We start from the raw sequence: 21735 nt of genomic DNA on the forward strand, positions 1-21735 counted from the left end.
ATGTTGGTTAAGTTCTTGTTGTTGCTCTGGAGTCATTTTTGTCTTTTCCCTACTCTTTTCTCTATCCCATACCCAATTGATGCTTTTGTCAAGTAGTTTATTTGTTCTTCAGCTTTGACTTGCTCCCAAGTGCGGGGATTAGAAACAGGTTTTGAAGTTACAGGAGAAATTACCTGAGTAGGAGCGGGAGGAGTGGGGAGAACGATATTTGTTGCTACAATTGATGGGGGAGTTTGTAGCGCCTCTAACATCTCTTTTGCAGTTAAATAACGTTCGTTAGAGCGCAGTGAAATAGTTTTATCTAGCACGGCTGCTAAACTGATATTAGTATTTAAAGCGAACTGCCGCCAATAAATTTTTCCTGTCATCGGATCGCTCTCTAACATTTCAGGAGTTTTGCCGGTTAGTAGATAAATAGCTGTCAATCCTAAAGCGTAGAGATCACTACTATAAACCGGACGACCGATCGCCTGTTCTGATGGCATAAAACCGGGAGTACCGATAACAATAGAATTAAGAGAATGGCCCGAATTAGAAACCACCGTTCCCATAGTTTCTTTAACCGCACCGAAATCAATTAGGATCGGTAAATTATCATAAATCCGTAGGATGATATTATCGGGTTTTATATCTCGATGGATAATTTTTTGTCCGTGAACATAAATTAAAACCTGTAGAATACTAACTAAAATCTCTTTGACTTGATCATCGGTAAAAACTCCTTTACTCTGTATTCTTTGGCTGAGAGTTTCTCCCTCGATAAATTCCTCGACTAAATAAAATTGATTATTTTCCTCAAAATAAGCGTATAGTTTGGGAATTTGAGGACTATTTTCGCTCAATTTTTCCAGGATAGCGGCTTCTCGATCAAATCTTTCTTTGACAAGATTGTGAACCTGGGGATTATCATTAATCGGTTTTAGCTGTTTAACCAGACAGAGCCGTTTTGAGGGCATTTGGCTATCTTCTGCCAAAAAAGTCTCTCCGAAACCACCATCGGCAATTAATCGCAAGACTTTGTAACGATTTTGTAGAATTAAATCCGTCATGGGGAAACATTAAGTAGGGAGGAACAGTTATACCATTTTTCTTTATTTGCGTCACAACGAATGCAGGCTTGGCAAGCATTCGAGCGTGGATGTCTGTCATGGATTTAGAAATTTGGTATTAGTCGGTTTTCGATCGCCTTCTGTACGTTGGCAATGCCGATAATTAAATCCTCCAATCTTTTTAAATCTTTTTCAGTGGCGGCTGTCATCAGTTAAACTCCTATTAGCTGAATTTTTCTGGACCCGATTCGATACTTTATTGATTGCGGATAACTTTCTCATTATCAACTTCCCTCCCAGATTTTTAGATAGGCATTTTCCATATTTTCAGCGAATTTTTTCCCTTGCCAGAGGGGGGCTGTGTCACGATTTCCTAACAGTTGATGGCTGATCTCTTGACGAAGGGAGCGATCAAGTCCTAATTTTACTCCCCAGTGGATATATTCTGCCTCATTCCAGCCAATTCCAGCTTCAATACCGGCATTAATCATAAAAGTATAACTATTGCGCGCGGAAAATTGTTCTCCTACCAGTGTCACTAAAGGGATTCCTTGCCATAAAACTTCTAAGGTGGTGGTAGCGCCATTGTAGGGATAGGTATCTAACACCACATCGGCAATCTGTAAATTAGCGCGATGGGTATATTCATCTATATCTCTCGGTAAAAATCGCAATCTTTGGGGATTAACTCCCTCCTGAATTGCTATTTCAGTAAATAATTCTTGAATTTTTTCAGTCTTACCAACTCCCTTAATCAGAAAATAACTATTGGGTACTTGTGCGAGAATTTTCATCTGAAGTTTAATAGTATCAGGATGGCGTTTCATGCCACTTTGTACGGAAAAATAGATGGTAGCATCGGGGGGAATTTCTAAATCTTCTCGACGTAGATTGGGAGTGCCGATTTCAAAACCATCCACTGCTAAATATGTCTCTGGTAAACGATAGATTTTTTCTCGATAATATTCCTCAGCTTGCTGGGGTAAAACGTAGGGATCGGCGATATAGTAATCAATAGTTGCTAATCCAGAAGCATCCCAACCTAACCAAGTAACTTGTTTTGCTGCGGGTTTCAGTGCCATAATCTGATTGGTAAGATTATGGGTTAAACTGTCTAAATCTACCAGAATATCTATATGATCTTGTTGAATTTGTTTGGCAACTTCTAGGGGATTTTGAGCGTAGGGAAAATGACGGATAATATCTCGGCTATCCCGAAACCATTGACGGGTAATTTCATCTTCTTCTTGGTTAATAGTATAGATGGCTATTTGCAATTTTTCTCGATCGTGATGGTGAATTAACCAACGACTTAACCAACCAACAGAATGATGTTTTAAGGTACTGGCAAGATAACCAATCGTAAGTTTTTCTGGGACTTTTTTGATAGTAATAAAAGGAGTTTGTAAACTATTATTATCAAGGAAAATTTCGGTGATGCGATTAGTTAATTGTCGGTTGGCTAAGGCTTGATCGCCTAGGTAGGGTAGGGGACTAGAAATATTGAGAAAGCTAGTTTTAATAATCGGTTCTAAAGTAATATTTTTCTGACGGGTTAATTCTTGCAATAAATTCTGATATTCTTGATAAATATGATCAATTTCTTGCCAGACTCCCCAGCGCAAAAGTATTGACAAAATTAGATAATTGCTGTATAATTTTAGAGTTGAAGTTAGACAAAATTCTCGCAATTGATAGGCAGTTTTTAAAGAATTATCAAAGTCTTCGGCTAAAATATAGAGGTTAACTAACTGTTCCAAAAGACTCAGATCATTTGGTCTTAATTGCAGACAAAGTTTAATAATTTCTACTCCAAAAGCGGGACTTTGTTGCTCGTTGGTGACTCGTGCTGCTATCTGAAAAGCTTGCGGGATAAAACTATCGGCTAATTCCTCTAGGTAGGGTAAACTTGCTTGAGCTAAATCTAAAGTTAATTCGTGGGGATATAAAAGACTTTTGAGAACTACATTTAAAAGCAATTCTCGATCAGGATTATATCTGAGATTGTCTTGAATAGGATAATTAAGTAGTTCTCCTGGATCGAATATTTCTAAATCTAAAGCTAAGTCGAATAAAGCTAATAAATTATTAATTGACTTGGGAACAATTTCCTGTAGATGATAGCGAAAATATTCTACAGCTGCCAGATCACCTTTTCTTTGTTGTCGTTGCGCTTCCGCGTCTAAAACCGCTTCTAATTCTGCTTGCCATTGCTTAACTTCTTCCGGATTACCTCCCCTGAAAACATTTTGCCACATCACCTGTGCCTCTGCTTCTAAATTTTGCAGAAGATAGGCAACTCCCAAGTACCAATAGTAAGAAATACTTTCAGGATTGTTATCGATTAGTTCCTCGTAGATTGCCGCAACTTGAGGATAATCTTCGGCAATTAAAGCTTGATAAGCGTCAGGATGCCACATAAATCAGTTATCAGTAAACAGTAACCAGTAATCAGTGAAAAAGTGACAGTTAGGGGAATAAAGCTCAAAAAGAATTGACTCATAACTGATAACTGATCACTGATAACTGATAACTGAAATTAAACCACTTTAGCGATAGCAACTTCTAGCTTATCCATAGCCTCATCTACTTCTGTTTCCGAGACAATTAAAGGCGGTACAAAACGGAGAACCTTCGGACCTGCGGGAGCAATTAATAAACCCTCAGTCAAGGCTGCATTAACAATAGTAGATGAAACCAACTCACTTTCTGAATTAATTTCCAGACCATTAATTAAACCCCAACCGCGCACATCGACAAATAGATGGGGATATTGAGAAGCAATCACCCGTAAACGGCTGCGTAATTGTTCCCCTCGCTGCTGAACATTTTCGAGAAGATGATCCCGTTCAATGGTTTGTAATACTGTTAAAGCTGAGGCACAAGCGAAAGGATTACCCCCAAAGGTACTCGCATGACTCCCCGGTTCAAACACATCACAGAATTTTCTGCACATCATCGCACCGATGGGAATACCCCCCGCTAAACCCTTGGCAGAAGTGAAGATATCTGGTTCTACTCCTAAATTCTCATAACCCCAGAGTTTACCAGTTCTTCCGACTCCCACCTGTACTTCATCAAAGACAAGCAAAATGTTATTTTCGTCGCAAATTTGCCGTAAACGTTGGAAATATTCGATATCTCCCGGACGAACTCCCCCTTCACCCTGCAGCGGTTCCAACATAATCGCGGCCACCCGACGATTACCCTCATCGATATCAGCGATCGCATTTTCCACCGCTTCGATATCATTATAGGGAATATAGGCAAACCCCGGCATCAGGGGTTCAAAGTCTTTTTGATACTTTGGTTGACCGGTTGCGGTGATGGTAGCTAAAGTCCGACCGTGAAAACTAGCGTGAGCGGTTAAAATAACCGGCTGTTCGAGGAAATCTAGCACCGTATGGGCATATTTTCGTACTAATTTAATCGCCGCTTCGTTCGCTTCCGCACCAGAATTACAGAAAAAGACCTTATCAGCGCAGGAATGATCGACAATCCATTTAGCTAGTTCCCCTTGTTCGGGAATATAGTATAAATTCGAGACATGATGGAGTTTTTGGATTTGCTGGCTAACCACTTCAATTAAAGCGGGATGCGCGTGACCGAGGGTACAGGTGGCAATTCCCGCGACAAAATCAAGGTATTGTTTACCGGAAGTATCCCAGAGAAGACACCCCAATCCCTTGGCGATCGCAATGGGAAAACGACCATAAGTATTCATCACATAGCTGTTAAAACTATCTCGATCGAAGGTCTGATTCGGGTTTAAATTGGAAGTGGGATCAACTAGGGTTGGTTCTAAAAGGGTTTCTGGACTCACTGGGGAACTCCTGCGCGATTAGACATAGGGGAAATTATAATCAAATCCGTCTGAGAAGGACGGGTTATTTAGATTAAAAACTGATTTTATTGTAATTTACTAGACAGTCTTAGGGGTGAATTTTGCTTGTCTATCAGTGAAGATAAATATCGTCGTCTGCGTCAGGAATTAATCGGGGGAATTTTTGCCCTGATCGTGGTATTTTTGCTGGGTACGCTTTGGTATCATCTGATCGAGGGTTGGAGTTGGCTAGATTCGGCCTATATGACGATTAGTACCCTCGCTACCGTCGGTTTTGGCGAAATTAATCCCCTAGGTGAACGGGGACGACTGTTTACAATGGTTTTGATCGTGATGGGAGTAGTCAGCATCGGTTATATTGTTAATCGCTTGACCGAAGCTTTAATTCAAGGCTATTTTCAAGAGGGACTCAAACAGAGACAGGAGAAACGCTTGATCGATCGACTATCAGAACACTATATCATCTGTGGTTTAGGTCGCACAGGCAGACAGGTAGCGATCGAATTTTACGCGGAAAATATTCCTTTTGTAGTTATTGATACAGACCCCCTACAGGTAAATCGGGCCAAAGAATTAAATTATATTGTTGTTCAAGGAGATGCCACCTTAGATAAATCTTTACAAATGGCAGGAATTGAACGCGCTACTTGTATTGTGGCCGCTTTAACTTCCGATGCGGAGAATTTATATACAGTTTTGTCTGCTAAAACTCTTAATCCGAAAATCCGCGCTATTGCTAGGGCCAGTACCGAGGAAGCAGTACAAAAATTACAACGGGCCGGGGCCGACGCGGTGGTATCTCCCTATATTACCGGTGGTAGAAGATTAGCGGCTGCAGCCCTACGACCCCAGGTTATGGATTTTGTTGATGGTATTTTAACAGGAACCGATCGATCGTTTTATATGGAAGAATTTTTAATCGATCCGAGGACTTGTCCCTGTGTGGGTTTAAGTCTTAGTCAAGCACATTTAAGATCTCGATCGGGGGCGTTAGTTTTGGCTATACGTCGCGCTGATGGTACGCTAATAGGGGGACCGAATGGCGATACGGAATTAATGGCCGGGGATTTATTAATTTGTATGGGAACGGCCGAACAATTACGCAGTTTAACTCAGATTTTAATCCCCATGCGATCGGATGGTTTACGTTTACCGAAGCATTAGTTAAAGAATCAATAAAAAATCTACTGGTAGCATTGCGGGAACGGGGGAAGCGGCAAAATCTCTATAGATTAATTACCCTTCACTCTTAATTCTCGTGACTCGGAGACTACTGAATGCTTATTACTCAATCTAACGTCTGTCAGCAATTGAGAAATTGAGGATAATTTGATGAGATGTTAGTACAATCGGGGAATAGTAAAAGAAAAACCCCTATTTCTCATGAGTCAAAATCCCAATTCTTCCTCGCGACCACTGCAACCGCTGCCGGTTCCCTCCATCCCGATATCTCCCTCAGAGTTAATCAAGGGAACCAGCACGGAGATAACTCAAGAAATAAACCAACAAGTGGCGATACAGACCAAACAAGCTCCAAATATGCGGCAAAATGGTCAAATTCCAGCCCGAAGTTCTCCCCAAAATCGCGCTCCCAGTCAGGCTGCTTCTCCCCAAACCCCACCCCGGCCGGGTCGCGATCCCAATCAACCCACCTTAGAACATTTGATCCGGATGGCCTTTGATCGGGGTTATTCGGACGTTCACCTGGGAGTTGGAGAAAAAACCCGGATGCGGGATCGTGGTGAAATGATTATTCTCGACTATCCCGAAATTGACATCAACACTTTTTATAGTTGGTTACGGGAAATTCTCGGTGAAGAAGAAATCCTTCGCTTTCAAAAAGACCTAGAATTTGACGGTGCAACTCAGTACGAATTCGCTAGGGTGCGGATTAACATCTTTGAAAGTCTGCGCGGTCCGGGAATGGTTTTGCGTCTGATTCCCATGAAAATCCTCACAATGGAACAATTGCGCTTACCAGAGGTGTTCCGGGATGTGTGCGATGTGCATAAGGGATTGATTTTAATCACTGGTCCGACGGGTTCAGGGAAATCCACCACCCTCGCAGCCATGATCGATTACATCAATAAAGAACACCCCAAACATATTATCACCATCGAAGACCCGATCGAATTTGTCCATCAAAGTCGTCGCAGTTTGATCAAACAACGGGAAGTGGGAATGCACACCCACGAGTTCGATAATGCCCTAAAAGCCTCTTTGCGGGAAGACCCAGATATTATTCTGGTGGGGGAGATGCGGGACAAATCCACCGTTAATACTGCCCTGAAAGCTGCCCAAACTGGTCACTTAGTTATGGGAACCCTGCACACCAACAGCGCCGTAAAAACCCTGGAGCGGATTTTAACTCTTTATACCGCCGAGGAACGGGAATCGATGCAAGTTGCGATCGCAGAATCCTTGGTTTGTATTATTTCCCAGGGTTTATGTCGTACCACCGACAATAAACGGGCTGCTTTTCACGATATTCTCATCAACACAGAAACCGTCAAAGATTGCATTCGCAGCGGCAAAAATGACGAAATTCTCGAATTAATGAAAGATGGCGAATACTATGGCATGATTACCACTAATCAATCTCTATTTAACCTCTATCAAGAGGGACGGATTACCAGGGAGGTCGCCCTAGAAATGTCCCCAGTTCCCAATGAAATGGAGATGATGCTGCGGGGTAGAATCTAGAAAAACCCTGAAGGAAATTCTTGAGGGGTCAAGAGTTTAGTAGTCTAGAACAATAGAAGCTCCTATTTTTTCTCTACGGGAACCCCTCAAGTGGCTACTTCCGCGATTGTGTTGCCCGATATTTTTAAAGGCATCGCCCTGTTTACTCCCGGGGGCGACCTGATCTACTGTATCGATCCTGATAAACAAACTCATTGGCATCTGAATCTCTGCACTGCTCTCCAGTCTGCTTTAGGATTGCCAGAACCTCCCCATTTTTTAGTTCCTAGTTTTACCGCTACCATCGATCGCTGGCGAGATTCCTACAGTCACCGTATTCATACCAGCGCCGAAGTCTATCCCCTTGTCCGTCGCTATCAGCCGTTATTAAATGCTATTTTCGGCACGGATGATCGAGCTTGGTTTACTGTGCCTTGGCAGGAACAATCCTCTAATCCCACTATCTTAGAAACCTATCGTCAGCAGTTTCCCCAACTTTGGCAATCCCACGATCTGATTCTCCGTTATCAGGAGCACCCCGCAACTACTTCAGTGATTACTGCTGACTCTGACTATACCAATCCTAGTCCTAAGGGTTATGTTTTGCGGTTATTTGTCTCTGGTAATAATGCCAATACTAAGCACACCCTAGAATCGATCCATCAGCTTCTAGAACGAGAATTACACCATCCCTATACCCTGAAAGTGATCGATATCTCTAAGCATCCAGAACAAGCAGAATCCAATCATGTCTCTGCTATTCCCACTTTAGTCCGGGTTTGGCCGCAACCGGTGAAACGCATCATCGGCGAATTTGAGGATTTACCGCGAGTATTACAGATTATCGCCACCGCTTAGGGTTTAAAGACTTCTGACTCGATTCCTCGCCACCATTCGCCCAATTTCATTAAGTCTTGCTGAATATCATCCAATTCTTGGATATATTCCTGTTGGGAAAGACTGGCGCGACGTTCTTGCAGTTTTTTGAGACGTAATTGCACCAACAGCCAAGGCTTAGAAATACCGTTAGTTTCTTCAATATAGCGAGCAATATCTTGACTATTCATAGTTTTTTAGGGAACGCCGGAATCGAATCTGTCTTCCTCTCTGTGTTCTTTGTGCCTCTGTGGTTTATCCTTAATTTTTGGACTAAGTAACTCCTATTATCCCATATTTCGTCAAATTAACCCGAGACTCCTTTTTTTAGTTGCAGAAGATTATGTTTGATTTTAGTCACTATTACCCCTACCAAGAATTAGTTTCTTTCCTGAAAAACCTAGCTTCATCCTATCCTAATTTAATTAGCCTCACCTCGATCGGTAAAAGCTACGAAAATCGAGATATATGGTTAACTACCCTCACAAATCAAGCCACAGGCCCCTATTTAGAAAAACCTGCCTATTGGATCGATGCTAACACCCATGCGGGGGAAGTAACAGGCTCTGCCGTAGCTCTCTACACTATCTCCCATCTTTTGCGCCAATACGGTCATAATTCCCAAATTACCAGACTTCTTGACCATTACACTGTCTATATTTTGCCGCGATTAGCCGTGGATGGAGCGGAAAAATATCTCACCACTCCCTATCTGTTACGATCGAGTATTCGCCCCTATCCCCACACGGATGAGAAACCGGGGCTATATCCTGAAGATATTAACGGCGATGGTTTAATCCTACAAATGCGCCAAAAAGATACCTGTGGTGCTTGGAAAATTTCTGAACAAGATCCTCGCATTATGGTGCGTCGCGAACCAGAGGAATTCGAGGGAACTTTTTACACTTTGCTCACCGAAGGTTTAATCCGCGATTACGATGGCTATAATTTTACCACTGCCCCCACCCTAGAAGGCTTAGATTTTAACCGCAATTATCCCGTTTATTGGGTTCCTGAAGGGGAACAACAGGGAGCTGGAGATTTTCCATTTTCAGAGCCAGAAACCCGTGCAGAAGCCGAATTTTGGGCAAATAACACCAATATTAATGGCTTCGTTACCTATCATACCTATTCGGCAGTAATGTTGCGTCCCTATAGCACCCATCCCGATGAATATTTCCCCGTGGAAGACTTAGAAATGTATAAATATATTGCTGATAAAGGAAAAGCAATGACTGGTTATGAATGCGTTTCTGTCTATCACGATTTTCGTTATCATCCCAAAGAAGTGACTAACGGTGCCATGGATGATTATGGTTACGATCATTTTGGTTGGTATGGTTTTACAGTGGAGTTATGGGATGCACCCACCCAAGCGGGAGTGAAAAAAGATGATTATATTCAATGGTTTCGCTGGCATCCTTTTGAAGATGAATTGAAATTACAGCGTTGGAATGATGAGAATTTAGCGGGAAAGGGTTTTATCAATTGGCAAGGTTTTGATCATCCCCAATTGGGAGAGGTGGAAATTGGCGGTTGGGACTTTAAAAATGTCTGGCAAAATGCCCCCGACAAGTATTTACCAGATTTATGTGAGAAACAATGTCAGTTTACTATTGCCCATGCTTTAATGTCACCTCTTTTAGCTATCTCTCGTCTCGATCTTAAGTCGGAGGGAAATGGTATTTATCATCTGGTTTTACAGTTAGAAAATCAGGGATTTTTACCAACTTATACCAGTAAAAAAGCACTGGAAAGAAAGATCGTTTGTCCCATTCAAGTCAAGTTAAATTTAGCCGATGAGGTGAGTTTAATAGTGGGAAAATTAGATCAGGAAATCGGTCACTTAGAAGGGCGATCAAACAAAGTATATAGTAGTCTCGCTCACGGTTTAGATTATCGCTGTACGGTGGAATGGGTAATTAAGGGAGTTTCTGGTCAAGAAATCGAGGTTATTGCTATAGCTGAAAGAGCCGGAACAGTCAGACAAAAAGTGATTTTATAGAGCTATTTTGTTCGATAAAATTGTTAAATAAGTCTCGTGGGATTCCGTGGGTAAAACTCGCAACTTTTGGCTGTGAAGATCTGGTTCTAATCCCAAAGCTTCTAAGGGAATTACCCCTAATAAATTGTTTTGTCCTCCGGGTAATTCCAAACATTCAAAAGTTCCCTCCCGTCCCGCGATAATCAAGGTGGCATCGCGAAAAATTCTCGCTTTTCCTATGCCTTTAGCCGTGGCCACATCTACTTCTTTTAAAAGCTGTAAACCCAAGTGGGAGATGACTTCTGGCACCAGACAAAGAGTGGTTGCTCCCGTATCCACCAAGACATTTTCTAGGGTAAGAGAGCGAATTTGATCGGGAGAGATTACAGCCGCTGCTGCTAAAATTTGATCGGCGCGATTGATAACTGTAATGCTGGTGTAGATTTTGCCCATATCTTCTGTAATAATTGCTGGATCAACCATAATATTACCCTCAATTCTACCTCTAATTATACCAGAACAATTGCCAACAAATTTGTCCAGTAATTTTAATTATTAATCCGGCCATCGGGCATAATTGCACCGAGGAAGTTAACTCCTATCAGATTAGCACTCATTAACTCGGCACGAGTTAGATTAGCATTACTTAAATCAGCACCGGTAAGATTTGCTCTAGCCAAGAAAGCATCGATTAAATCCGCTTCCCTGAGATTAACTTCTGAAAGATTAGCCCTTCTTAAGTCAGCATGATTCATTCTTGCCGCTTGAAAATTGGCTTGACTAAGATTAGCTCGATCGAATTTTATTTGATTCATAATTGCACTATGGAAATTTGCCCCCATTGCTTCCGTATCGCTCATTTTTGACCGCACTAAATTGGCTCCCGCTAGATTTGCCCCCACTAAACGCGCCCCGATTAAATTAGCATCAGTAAGTAAAGCACCTTGCAGATTAGCATTAGTTAAATCTGCTTTTCTGAGGTCAACATTGCACAAATTAGCCTCCTTTAAATTAGCCTCCTTTAAATTAGCACGCAGCAGTTCAACCCCTTTCATATTAGCTCCTTGCAGGTCGGCGCGATAGAGATTAGCCGTTTGTAATTTAGTTTTATTATTTTTCGTTTCCTGACGCATATTTGTTCCCCGCAAACAAGCACCAGTGAGGTTAGCCCCACTTAAATCCGCCCCCCGTAAATCCGCCCCGATTAAGTTAGCATCAAGTAAAATACCTAGGGTTATATCGGTATCACGAAGATTAGCCCCTTGTAGCAGCGCTCCGTGTAAATTGGCACTGCGTAAATCTGCCCTATTTAAGTCAGCTTGGTTGAGACTAGCACCGCTTAAATTAGCTGCCACGAGATTAGCTTGAGCGAGATTAGCCCGGTTAAGATAGGTAAAGATAAGATTAGCTCCGTGCAGATCCGCTTCATTTAAAACAATGCCAACTAAGTCAGCACCAACTAAATTAACTCCAGATAATCTTAAGCCACTAAATTGAGTTTCTCCTGCGGCATAACGTTCGATTAATTCGGCGGGTTTCATAGGTAGAATATCCAGATAAATTTGGTTAAAAAATTAGAGAACTCTTTGTAAAGCTTGCACCAGAATACTGGCAGTTTGAACGTTAGCATCTGCATCCATTTGGGTTTGAGCAATATTGTACAGTTGACTTTCGATATCCTTGAGAGATTTCCCACTTTGGATGAGTTTTTGTAGTAAATCTTCTAGGGTATAACGTCGCAGGGTTGACCAATCTTCATCGCTCTCACACCAAGGATGAAATAGTAGCGAGAAAATCAATATTTTGACTCGTAAAGGATTAGCATACTGGAAAATTTCTAAACGAATTTCAAAGGGGTCGTAGGCAGGAATTTGTGGGGAATTACTGGGGTTGTCATTTAAGGAAGCTGGCTCGTCAAAGGGCAATTCTATGACTAATTGCGGTTCATTTAAATCGATGATCGAAGCAGGCAAATCCGCGGTTTCACTTCTAGAGGGGGAGAAAGATGGGGTTTCAGCCGCAGAATCACAATCATTATTCAGATGAACCATTTGACTGTTCAAGATTTGAGTTTTTGACGCCTTATCCTGCTCTTTGTCATCGTTATCAGTATCGTAGAGAGGCTCTAGCTGGGTAAGAATAATATCGGCTAGGGCTAGGTACAGAGCTTTTTTATTAATATTTTTGGCAACCTGGTTGAGATTTTGTCGCAAGCCCAAGAAACTAGGATTGTTTTGCTGTAGTTCTAAAATAATATTTTTTAAGCCATAACTATTAATCACCCCCTGATCGTTTTCCCAACGATTTTTAGAAGCGGCAAACATTAATTTTTGAATTCTCGCCGTCTCTCGATGATTTTCTAGGCTACTAACCACCTGTCTTAATAAATCATCTTCGTCGTTGTTGACAGGCTTATTAACGGCAGCAAAGCTGGTGTTAACTTCTGGTTCTCCTGATAATGATTGGGGGTCTTGGTCGGCAGCAATATTACTATATAATTTACTGATTTGCTCGATAATCACTGTGGCTACGCCGGCATAAACTTTAGGCCGATTGAGGTTTTTAACTGATTGATAAACGGAAAAAGTTAATTGTTCTTTATTGGGTTTGAGTTGCACTAACTCCTCTACCAAGTCTTGCATCGACACAGTGTTTAAAATATTAGGATCATTTTCCCAACGTTTTTTACAGATACAAAAGATTAATTTTTTGATCCGTAATTTTTCTTTATGATTGTCGAGATAACGAACTACGTCATTAAAAATGTCGATGGATAATTGCATAGTAACCTCTGAGCCGAGAAAGTAGCCCGCCCTCGCACGCGTCTATTATGATTATAGCTGTATGCCATTAGTCTCTAGCCAGTCAGCTTGCAGGAATATAATATAAGTTGTTCTTGGCTTGTGGTGCCTGAAGATATTCTAATCTAAAAGCGTGGCACTATTCAGTTGGGAGGGCTAAATCTAGTCCATCTTCCCTAAGAGTAGCCAGTCCAACTCCTAAAATTAGCACAAGATTATTTTTTCGCCTTTCTCGTTTTTAGTACAAATGTATGAATACAATCGGAGTAAAGTCTTTAAGTTTAGGCGATCGATGCCCGATAGGGTTAGAGTAATCAGATAGAAACTGATTTATCAAGAGGCCATATCATCCCATGCTAGAGCTTTACCAATTTGAATTATCCGCCTATTGTGAGAAAGTCCGTCTCATCCTCGACTATAAAGGACTTGCCTATAAAAAAAGGGACGTGGTGCCGGGAGTGGGACAATTGGAATTATTCCGTCTTTCTGGACAGCGACAGGTTCCCGTCCTCAAGGATGGTGATACTTATATCGCTGACTCGACGGAGATTGCTTTTTATCTCGATCGCAAGTATCCTGAAAAACCAATTATACCCACAGATCCCCTCCAACGGGGTCAATGTTTATTAATCGAAGAATGGGCCGATGAATCCTTGGGATTAAAAGGAAGAACCGCTTTTCTCGGCGCTTTTGCCCAAAATCAAAACTTTCGTACCGCTTTTTTACCCCGGGAAACTCCCGATTTTATGCGCTTGTTGCTGGGTTCCTTGCCCGGGGAATTAATTGATATTTTGGGGACGGGTGTAGGTCTGGGAAAAGATGCTATCAATACCGCAAAAAAGGGGCTACAACAAGACTTAGAGGCTTTAAACCTCATTTTAACCAATCGTCCCTATTTAGTCGGAGATCAGCCCACTTTAGCCGATTTAGCCGTGGCGGGATTAAGTGTACTGCTTCAGTTTCCCCAGGGTTCCTATCTCAACTTACCCAGGGAATTGCAGGGCAAGGGGATTCCAGGGTTAGCCGATAATAGCGCCTACGAGGGCTTTTTTGCTTGGCGCGATCGTCTTTATAGTCAATACCGTCAAACTATCACCCCTGGCAGTTCCACCCCTCCTATAGATTCCCCCACCTCCATCCAGATCGAATAGCAGCCCTTGACTAGGATGGTGGGGTGTGGGGTGTGGGGAAGTGGAGCATTTGGCTGAAATTTCCCTAAACCCCTAAATCCCTATCACCCTGTCTCCTGAATACTGTCTCCTGAATACTGTCTCCTGACTCCTATCTCCTGTTAAGATTCCCGTAAAACGTAGCCGACACCGCGCACGGTATGAATGAGACGTTTTTGACCACCAGCTTCCATCTTCAGGCGTAAATAACGAATATACACCTCAATAACGTTTGATTCTCCTTGAAATTCATCTCCCCAGACATTTTCGAGAATTTGATCCCTTGATAATACTTCTTTCGGGTGAATCATGAGGTAGCGGAGCAGTTCAAATTCCTTCATCGTCAACTCAATATTTTTGTTTTTATAGGAGAGACGACGAGTGGCTAAATCTAATACTAAGTCACCGAAGCACAATTGTTCGGGGATAGTTTCCAGAGGTTGCAGGTAAAAACGGATTAATTTAAGAAAAGATTGCGAATTATAGGGTTTGAGAAAATAATCGTCGGCTCCCGCTTCCAAACAGGCGAGACGTTCTTCTAGGGTTTCTTGAGATACTAACAAAATAATATAAACACGACTTCCCTCGGAACGTAAACGACGACAAAAAATCACACCGGCCTCCGCTGCGAGGAGGCGATCGAGTATAATCATCGCGGGCTGCCAACTTTTCACTTCTGGGAAAGCGATATCAATGCTAGGCACAATCAGGGGACGATAACCTGCTTCTTTCAAGTCCGCACTAGCTAGTTTAGCGATATTCTCCTCAATTCCCACCAAGAGAATCGAAGAACTCGTAACGGATGTACTCATGAGTTGGCAGCGGTAAAGAAATAGGAAAGATAGGGAGGGTACTAGCTAATTATACTTAATTGATTCTTGCCTAACCGATTTGATAAAAAAGTTAACGCTGTGGTGCGTTGGACAAAATTACCATTTATAGACCAACCATTTACTCGATCGGGGGACGACCAGAGGCTAAGATGATCTACAGGGGGATCTGCATAAAAATTTTCTTGACCGCTACCCAATAAACAGGAACTCCAATGGGTAAAATAATCGTGACTAAGGCGATAAATGGGAAAATTACCGATTAATGGCACTCCCCACCCGTCCAGAGCAATTAAAGCTGCAATTTTTGCCCCTTGAGCTTGCCAATAATGAGCTAAAGCGATCGCATTTACCACCCCCGCACTAAACCCAATTAAGGTTAGGTTTTCTCCGGGTGAAAAAGCTTCATTTAAGCAAGAAAAAGGAGAAATAATAATATAGGGACTTAATTTGACCGATTTGCTCTCCAGGTGTCCTAAAAAATCCTCCGTCAATCTAGAATCATGAAAACCCGGACAAATCACTAAGGTCATAAAATTAAGTAAAAAGCAATGAGGAGCCGGTCGTCAGGAGATAGGGTGATAGGGTTTTGGGGTGATAGGGTTTTGGGGAGATAGGGAAATTTCATCCAAATGCTCCACTTCCCCACTTCCCCATCTCCCCACTTCCCCATCTCCCCACTTCCCACATCCCACTTCCCCATCTCCCCACTTCCCACATCCCACTTCCCCTAATCTTGCCACCTATGACCGTAGAATCCAGCTTACAACAATTAAAAAGAGCTTCATCGGGACGATTACCCAGCAGTTACGGGGTCTATTTTAAGAATACCCTGGTGGCTCTCTGTCATGCTCTTGAAGATCATATCTTGCAAACTAGCAGCCCAGACAGTACAAATAAACCACTGGTCTTAGTCACCTTTCAACAGGGTAAATGGTATTTACAGGAAGCTGAGCGCTATTTAGATATCGCTCGCTCTTCTCGTCACATTGCGATCGCTGCTGTGGCCGATAGCGGTTTTTCTGAGCATAAAACCGGCAGTTTAGAGAATGTTTCGCTAGTGAACTTAGATAATAGCGATAGTTTGGTTAATGAGTGGAATTTAATCATTCTTTCCCCCGATTACGCCTCCATGGTACTCTGTCATGAGTTATCCCCGGAAGAATACCGGTCTGATAGTCAACCCCAAATAGACACGGAGCGAAAATTCTACGGTTTATGGACATTTGATCGCGATTTAGTCGAAAAAGCCGCTAGGATATTAATTGAGCGTCTCCATCCCTATAATCCCAGTCTAGCGGCCGATTTAAGCAGACAACAGCAAGAAATTAGTCAAAATATTAATCCCATTGCCACGGATTTAACCGGAGTAGTCTCTCGCATTGTCACCTATCTGCAAACCAGTCAACAGCAGTTAGTCACCGTCAGCAGACAAACGCGGGAATTAAGCGACTTAGAAGGACAAGCATCCCGTTTAAATAAAAATTTAGCCGCTAATAAACTGCAAGCTTTTCTAAGAATGGCTCAAAAAGTCGATGAAAGAGATATTGATAATCCCCTTGCTTCCCTACAGGTGGCCGCTTTAGCGGAAATGTTGGGACAATTCCTCGATTTACCCACCCTGAGATTACGACGCTTACGATTAGCCGGTTTATTATACCGCATCGGTCTAGCGGAGGCTCCGATCGAAGTTTTTAGACAGCGTGCCAGTCAGTTAGAGGGAGCAAATGCGTTATTTTGGCGGGATCGATCGGTGCTAGGCGCACAATTACTCGCCACTATGCCCGAATTAGCTCCAATTCAACAGATTATTTACCATGAGTTTGAATACTGGGATGGTAGCGGGGTTCCCAATGGTTTAAAAGGAGAAGAAATCAGCCTAGAGTCGAGAATTTTGGGATTATCAGCCTATTTTCAGGAATTAACTCAACCGCGAGGCGATCGACTAGCTCTAGATTTAGGAGAGTCTCTAGAGCGTTGTCAAAATTATAGCGGGATTCGTTTCGATCCCGCTTTGGTAGAAAAATTAAGTTCGGTAATTCGTCTGTGCGAAATGGGATGGATGCAATTACCCGATCGCCCTAGTCAAGTCCCCGCCGTCTGGTTAGAATCAGTTTAGGACTAGACTCCGATTAAACTCTGCATGGCACGTCCCATATTAGCCGGTTTAAAAGCGGCCATGGCCGCGGTCGGTTCATAGCCGCAATGTACCATACAATCGGCACATTGAGGATTGCCACTGGCCTGACCGTAGTTATCCCAATTGGTTTCTTCTAAAAGTTCCCGAAAGCTTTTGTAATGTCCTTCGTTGAGCAGATAACAGGGTTTTTGCCATCCTAAAAGACTATAACTAGGACTACCCCAAGGAGTGCATTCATAGTCCTGTTCACCGATGAGAAAATCGAGAAAGAGAGGATTATGGTTAAAATTCCACTTTTTCTGACCTGATTTCCAAGGTGAGAGAATTTCTCGGAATAAAGCTCTGGTTTGCTCCCGTTTTAAGAAACTATCTTGATCCGGGGCCCACTCATAACTATAACCGGGGGAAATCATCATACCATCGATACCCAAAGTAGCGAGAAAATCGAAAAATTCCTGCATTTCTCGCGGATCTGTGCCTTCAAAAACCGTGGTATTAGTAGTAACCCGAAAACCTCTCGCTTTCGCTGCTTTAATCCCTTGTACTGCCTTATCGAATACTCCCTCCCGATCCACACAGCGATCGTGATGTGCTTTTAACCCGTCCAGATGGACACTAAAGGTAAGATAGGGGGAAGGAGTAAATTTATCTAGGCTTTTTTCCAATAACAGGGCATTGGTGCAGAGATAGACGAATTTTTTTCTGTCCACTAACCCCTTGACAATTTCATCAATTTGTGGATGTAAAAGCGGCTCGCCCCCGGGGATGGAAACCACGGGAACCCCGCATTCTTCCACCGCTGCGAAACATTCTGCTGGGGTAAGATGATTGCGGAGGATTTCTGGAGGATGTTGAATCTTACCGCAGCCAGTACAGGCTAAATTACAGCGAAATAGCGGTTCTAGCATTAAAACTAAAGGAAAACGCTTTTTTCCTGCTAGACGCTGTTTCAAGATATAGGAAGCAACCACTAAAGCTTGTTGTAGTTGGACAGCCATTTTTTGCTCACACCAATAGGATTTTAAGTCATTATAGACTGTTAGCAGGGCATCAAGGCATAGGAGCCTAGAAGATGGCAAGATAAATAAAAGCTGAGGGCTTTTTTGGCTGTTTACTTGATTATCGGATAGATTAAACCCCTTGCCTGATTAAGTCCTATCAGTGATCAGTCTTTTTAGCTATCAGCTTTTATTTATCCCACTTAATGAGCCATTATCACCTTGATCCAGCTAATGGCTCCAAGACTACTGACTCCTAACCTTAACGACAATTTTTGATTTTTACCAGAGGTCTATTATGAGTTCTTTAGGCGATCGCTTTAAGAAATTTGCGGGTAAAACTCGCTATGTGGTCTGTCGCTTATTTTTGCATCTCTACGGCCAAGAAATCGCACCCCTGATCGGTATTCTTAATCGTACCGGCCGGGATGCGATCGATTCCGAAGGCGATTTAGAGGTCATGGGAGAGGGTTTAGTAGAAATTTGTCAAAATCTGCTGCAGATGAACCTCTATTGGTTTTCTGTAGCTAATGAGGGCGATGTTTTTTGGAATGAGGGGGAAGCGGGAGACTACGTTAACGAACTGTTTACCGATTCTGCAGCCAGATATCTAAGTGAATCGGTGTCTCCGGACGTGGGGGAAAAAGAACCCTTAACTTTACCCGTCACCGATAACTTAGTTGTTATGATCACAATAGCATTCGAGGGTGAGAGTGCTGCTTTAGAAACTAGCCTAGCCGATCGAGAGGCCCTAGAAGATGGTTTAAAATCAATAATTAACCTCCACTACCAAGGTCGGCTGCGGGCAATTCAGGTACATTTTTCTCCTGCTCAATTGGGAGATGAATTAACCAATGAGCAACTATTACTCAATTTCCCAGAATTGCTGCCTTTATAGTCTTAATTTTGCCCTTATGCTGCGCCAAGTAACGACAATCTTTTTAATTCTTACCCTTTGTTACACAACGGTGGCCTGTGGTTCCTCGTCAAATCAAACTCAGTCACCGTCAGCTAATAACAGTAGTGTAAGACAAGAATCCAATCAGGTTAGTAGCGGTCGCTACGAGGTACAACAAGCTACCTACGATGATGGAGATGGCACTTATACCCTAATGCTGTTAAACACCCCTGGGGGAACTTCTCCCCTCTTTCGCACCACTAACCTGCAAATGGCTAGATTAAGCGATGAAGCTATCGCTAAAGGGGAAAAAACCGCGGTGGAAATCAACGGCGATCAGGCTACCCTGTACATGACCGAAGATTTTAAAATTGAGTATGTCCATAATGTCACGGAAGTGCGGAACAATCCCCAAACTGGACAACAGGAAACCGTGGTGATTCGACAAGAATCGAGTTTTTGGAGTCCTTTTTTTGGTGCTGTTGCTGGTCAAGCTTTGGGTAGTTTGCTTTTTCGTCCTCAATACTACGTTCCTCCCCTCTATACTCCGGGTGGTGTGATGACCGGTTTTGGTGGTTACGGTTCCACCTATAATCAGGCAGTAGATCAATACCAGACTAAACATAATAGCCCACCTCCGGCAGTCAAAAATCAGCAAACTCTCCGTTCTACCGGCAATTTACGTCGTTATCCTAGCAATACTCCCTCTAGTCCCAATCGCAGTACCACCACCACCACAAAACCCAGTGGTTCCGGTTATGGTTCCAGTACCCTGAAGAATTCGGGTAAATCTGATAATGTCAAACGTTCTCCTAGTTTCGGTTCCTCCGGTTCCCGTCGTACCCCTACTCGCAGTGGTTTTGGCAGCAGCAGACGCGGCCGACGTTAGCAGGATTTGACTGGAGTGGTGGAAGATTAACCCTGTCTTCCCCACCTCAGACATTGGAGATGACAACTACTTAGAAGCAACCATTTTGCGAATTTCCGAATAGAAAACCGTCTGGCGATCGCCAGACGCTGACTGGATAATACTGGTACGCAATCTCAGATTAGGACTAGCAAACCAGATTCTTTCCTCGATACGATGGTGATTGTCCTCGATGGTCAAAGTTAAAGCTTGATCGCTTCTGAGATGATATTCTCCCAGCGATGCCGATTTACCGTCCGATGTGATCAATTTTCCTTGCCAAGCATTCTGTGAGGGTAGCCAAACTAAATAGCTAGAACCGATTTTTTTCGGTTGTCCATAGTCCACAGAATTATCCCAAGTCGCTTTCCATCCCCCTAGACTGGTGTGGGACTGACAGTTATTTTCTAAACATAATTGCACCACATCGGCGGCATCGGCAGCCAGCAAATCGATGGTGATTTCTGCTTTATTATTGGCAACTTTTTGGGCGGCTAATTGATAACTGGTGCGCTGGGAAAACCATTTACCCGCACAGAGATTAATAAATTCTTGAATGTCCATGAATGGCTGTAGGCAAAGATCGATCGCTCTGGAAGACTAGATTATTTATTCTATCCTATCCCTAGACGTTGGCCAATTTTTGCAAGGATAAACGGGCAGCTTCGCGCACTTGTGGATGTTCGTCCTTGACCAAAAATTTTAAGGCTGCGATCGTTTTTTCCGCCGGAAGATGACCTAAAGCTTCCGCTAATCGCTGCCGGATTAACCAGTCATCGGAGTTAACAAAGGTTAAAAGCTTCTCGACGGTTTCCACTGCTTTGATTTCGCCAAGGGCGGCAATAGCGGCCTGTTGAATAACCGCTTCGTTACTATCGAGAGCCGATAATAACACCTGTTTAGCCCGAATATCGCGCAAATTGCCCAAAGCGACGGCAGCACTGAAGCGGACTAACCATTGCGTGTCTTCGTAAAAAGCCCGTTGTAGGGGTTCAAAAGCGCGAATATCTTCTAAATAACCTAAAGCCCCCGCAGCATCGGCGCGAATGCCATAATCGGCATCATTGGCTAACAATTCCACCAGGATAGGAAAGCATTCCTCGGTTTGTTTGACCCCCAAAGCAAAGACAGCCATCGATCGCACCGGCAGCATTTCATCATAAAGGACTTTTTTGATCAAGGGTACAGCTTCCTCCGGGGTCACTTCGCGCAGGGATGCCAAGGCCAGCAGACGGTCTTTAGAGTTGCTGCTTTCTAGCTGGAGGGCAATCGCTTCTATATCAGGCTTACTCATTTTTGTCAACTACTTGTAATATTTCTTTAATTCTAACGCAATTCTTGGCAATTCAGAAACGAGAGTGGGGAAAGTAGTTATCCTCTTGGGGAGATTTTATGTCTTCCGCGTAACATCTGAGTAATTTTTTTTGAGCTAAAGTTACCCAAAAATCCCGATTAAAAATCAAAAATATGGACAATTATTCCCAGTAAAAATTTTAATGTCCAAGTTTTTTCTGGTATCAAAAATGTTCTCAATGGTATTTTCTAAAATAAAAGTTT

General features: G+C 42.8%; 19 protein-coding genes and 1 pseudogene. 8 read left to right on the top strand and 12 right to left on the bottom strand.

Features of this window, described 5'->3' with window-relative positions; genetic code table 11:
- Positions 1–110: 110 nt before the first annotated feature.
- The 3 genes and pseudogenes from MiAbW_RS08545 to MiAbW_RS08555 all read right to left on the bottom strand — a co-directional run.
- Positions 111–1049: pseudogene (locus MiAbW_RS08545) on the bottom strand (protein kinase domain-containing protein); the annotation flags it as partial.
- 284 nt (positions 1050–1333) lie between these two features.
- Positions 1334–3469: an O-linked N-acetylglucosamine transferase, SPINDLY family protein gene (locus MiAbW_RS08550; RefSeq protein ID WP_151695760.1), complete on the bottom strand. Its 2136-nt coding sequence runs from the start codon at positions 3467–3469 to the stop codon at positions 1334–1336.
- A 119-nt stretch (positions 3470–3588) separates the two neighbouring features.
- On the bottom strand, positions 3589–4872 hold the full coding sequence (locus tag MiAbW_RS08555) for an aspartate aminotransferase family protein (RefSeq protein WP_151695761.1): 1284 nt from the start codon (positions 4870–4872) through the stop codon (positions 3589–3591).
- Between the two features lie 126 nt (positions 4873–4998).
- On the opposite strand from MiAbW_RS08555, the gene MiAbW_RS08560 reads away from it, so the two are divergent.
- The 3 genes from MiAbW_RS08560 to MiAbW_RS08570 all read left to right on the top strand — a co-directional run bounded on the left by MiAbW_RS08560 (position 4999) and on the right by MiAbW_RS08570 (position 8433).
- Positions 4999–6057, top strand: a complete 1059-nt coding sequence (locus MiAbW_RS08560; RefSeq protein ID WP_151695762.1) for a potassium channel family protein — start codon at positions 4999–5001, stop codon at positions 6055–6057.
- Positions 6058–6276: 219 nt separating this feature from the next.
- Positions 6277–7596 carry a type IV pilus twitching motility protein PilT gene (locus MiAbW_RS08565; RefSeq protein ID WP_151695763.1) on the top strand — a complete coding sequence of 440 codons (1320 nt, stop codon included), beginning with the start codon at positions 6277–6279 and terminating at the stop codon, positions 7594–7596.
- Between the two features lie 90 nt (positions 7597–7686).
- A complete protein-coding gene (locus tag MiAbW_RS08570) occupies positions 7687–8433 on the top strand; it encodes a circadian clock KaiB family protein (RefSeq protein WP_151695764.1) in 747 nt (248 codons plus the stop codon).
- Here MiAbW_RS08570 and MiAbW_RS08575 read toward each other — a convergent pair.
- Positions 8430–8642 carry a hypothetical protein gene (locus tag MiAbW_RS08575; RefSeq protein ID WP_151695765.1) on the bottom strand — a complete coding sequence of 71 codons (213 nt, stop codon included), beginning with the start codon at positions 8640–8642 and terminating at the stop codon, positions 8430–8432. The two genes, MiAbW_RS08570 and MiAbW_RS08575, sit on opposite strands and share 4 nt — an antisense overlap.
- A gap of 152 nt (positions 8643–8794) precedes the next feature.
- Between MiAbW_RS08575 and MiAbW_RS08580 the strand changes: the two genes are divergently transcribed.
- Positions 8795–10456, top strand: coding sequence for a M14 family metallopeptidase (locus MiAbW_RS08580; protein WP_151695766.1), 1662 nt, complete (start codon positions 8795–8797; stop codon positions 10454–10456).
- Here the strand turns inward: MiAbW_RS08580 and MiAbW_RS08585 are convergent.
- The 3 genes from MiAbW_RS08585 to MiAbW_RS08595 form a co-directional block, all read right to left on the bottom strand.
- Positions 10451–10918, bottom strand: coding sequence for an aspartyl protease (locus MiAbW_RS08585; RefSeq protein WP_151695767.1), 468 nt, complete (start codon positions 10916–10918; stop codon positions 10451–10453). The two genes, MiAbW_RS08580 and MiAbW_RS08585, sit on opposite strands and share 6 nt — an antisense overlap.
- Positions 10919–10983: 65 nt before the next feature.
- Positions 10984–11976 (bottom strand): pentapeptide repeat-containing protein, encoded by a 993-nt coding sequence (locus MiAbW_RS08590; protein ID WP_151695768.1) that lies wholly within the window; start codon positions 11974–11976, stop codon positions 10984–10986.
- 33 nt (positions 11977–12009) lie between these two features.
- A complete protein-coding gene (locus MiAbW_RS08595) occupies positions 12010–13218 on the bottom strand; it encodes a hypothetical protein (protein ID WP_151695769.1) in 1209 nt (402 codons plus the stop codon).
- A 371-nt stretch (positions 13219–13589) separates the two neighbouring features.
- Here MiAbW_RS08595 and MiAbW_RS08600 point away from each other — a divergent pair, with 371 nt between their 5' ends.
- Positions 13590–14387 (top strand): glutathione S-transferase, encoded by a 798-nt coding sequence (locus tag MiAbW_RS08600; RefSeq protein ID WP_151695770.1) that lies wholly within the window; start codon positions 13590–13592, stop codon positions 14385–14387.
- A 140-nt stretch (positions 14388–14527) separates the two neighbouring features.
- On the opposite strand, the gene nblR is transcribed toward MiAbW_RS08600, so the two are convergent.
- Complete coding sequence (gene nblR / locus MiAbW_RS08605) at positions 14528–15217, bottom strand: response regulator transcription factor NblR (protein WP_151695771.1); 690 nt, start codon at positions 15215–15217, stop codon at positions 14528–14530.
- A gap of 41 nt (positions 15218–15258) precedes the next feature.
- Positions 15259–15768, bottom strand: a complete 510-nt coding sequence (locus MiAbW_RS08610) for a hypothetical protein (protein WP_151695772.1) — start codon at positions 15766–15768, stop codon at positions 15259–15261.
- Positions 15769–15980: 212 nt separating this feature from the next.
- Here MiAbW_RS08610 and MiAbW_RS08615 point away from each other — a divergent pair, with 212 nt between their 5' ends.
- Positions 15981–17354 (top strand): DICT sensory domain-containing protein, encoded by a 1374-nt coding sequence (locus MiAbW_RS08615; RefSeq protein ID WP_151695773.1) that lies wholly within the window; start codon positions 15981–15983, stop codon positions 17352–17354.
- A 2-nt stretch (positions 17355–17356) separates the two neighbouring features.
- On the opposite strand, the gene hpnH is transcribed toward MiAbW_RS08615, so the two are convergent.
- Positions 17357–18373 (bottom strand): adenosyl-hopene transferase HpnH, encoded by a 1017-nt coding sequence (hpnH, locus tag MiAbW_RS08620; RefSeq protein WP_151695774.1) that lies wholly within the window; start codon positions 18371–18373, stop codon positions 17357–17359.
- A 298-nt stretch (positions 18374–18671) separates the two neighbouring features.
- Here hpnH and MiAbW_RS08625 point away from each other — a divergent pair, with 298 nt between their 5' ends.
- Together MiAbW_RS08625 and MiAbW_RS08630 are read left to right on the top strand one after the other, a co-directional pair.
- Positions 18672–19271, top strand: a complete 600-nt coding sequence (locus MiAbW_RS08625) for a DUF1517 domain-containing protein (RefSeq protein WP_151695775.1) — start codon at positions 18672–18674, stop codon at positions 19269–19271.
- Positions 19228–20160 (top strand): hypothetical protein, encoded by a 933-nt coding sequence (locus MiAbW_RS08630; protein ID WP_151695776.1) that lies wholly within the window; start codon positions 19228–19230, stop codon positions 20158–20160. The genes MiAbW_RS08625 and MiAbW_RS08630 overlap by 44 nt, the downstream gene beginning before the upstream one ends.
- 66 nt (positions 20161–20226) lie before the next feature.
- Here MiAbW_RS08630 and MiAbW_RS08635 read toward each other — a convergent pair whose 3' ends face one another.
- Positions 20227–20742 (bottom strand): phycobiliprotein lyase, encoded by a 516-nt coding sequence (locus MiAbW_RS08635; protein WP_151695777.1) that lies wholly within the window; start codon positions 20740–20742, stop codon positions 20227–20229.
- Positions 20743–20803: 61 nt separating this feature from the next.
- A complete protein-coding gene (locus MiAbW_RS08640; protein WP_151695778.1) occupies positions 20804–21472 on the bottom strand; it encodes a HEAT repeat domain-containing protein in 669 nt (222 codons plus the stop codon).
- Positions 21473–21735: the final 263 nt, after the last annotated feature.

The sequence above is a fragment of the Microcystis aeruginosa NIES-4325 genome (genome assembly GCF_008974145.1).
Classification (GTDB): domain Bacteria; phylum Cyanobacteriota; class Cyanobacteriia; order Cyanobacteriales; family Microcystaceae; genus Microcystis; species Microcystis aeruginosa_G.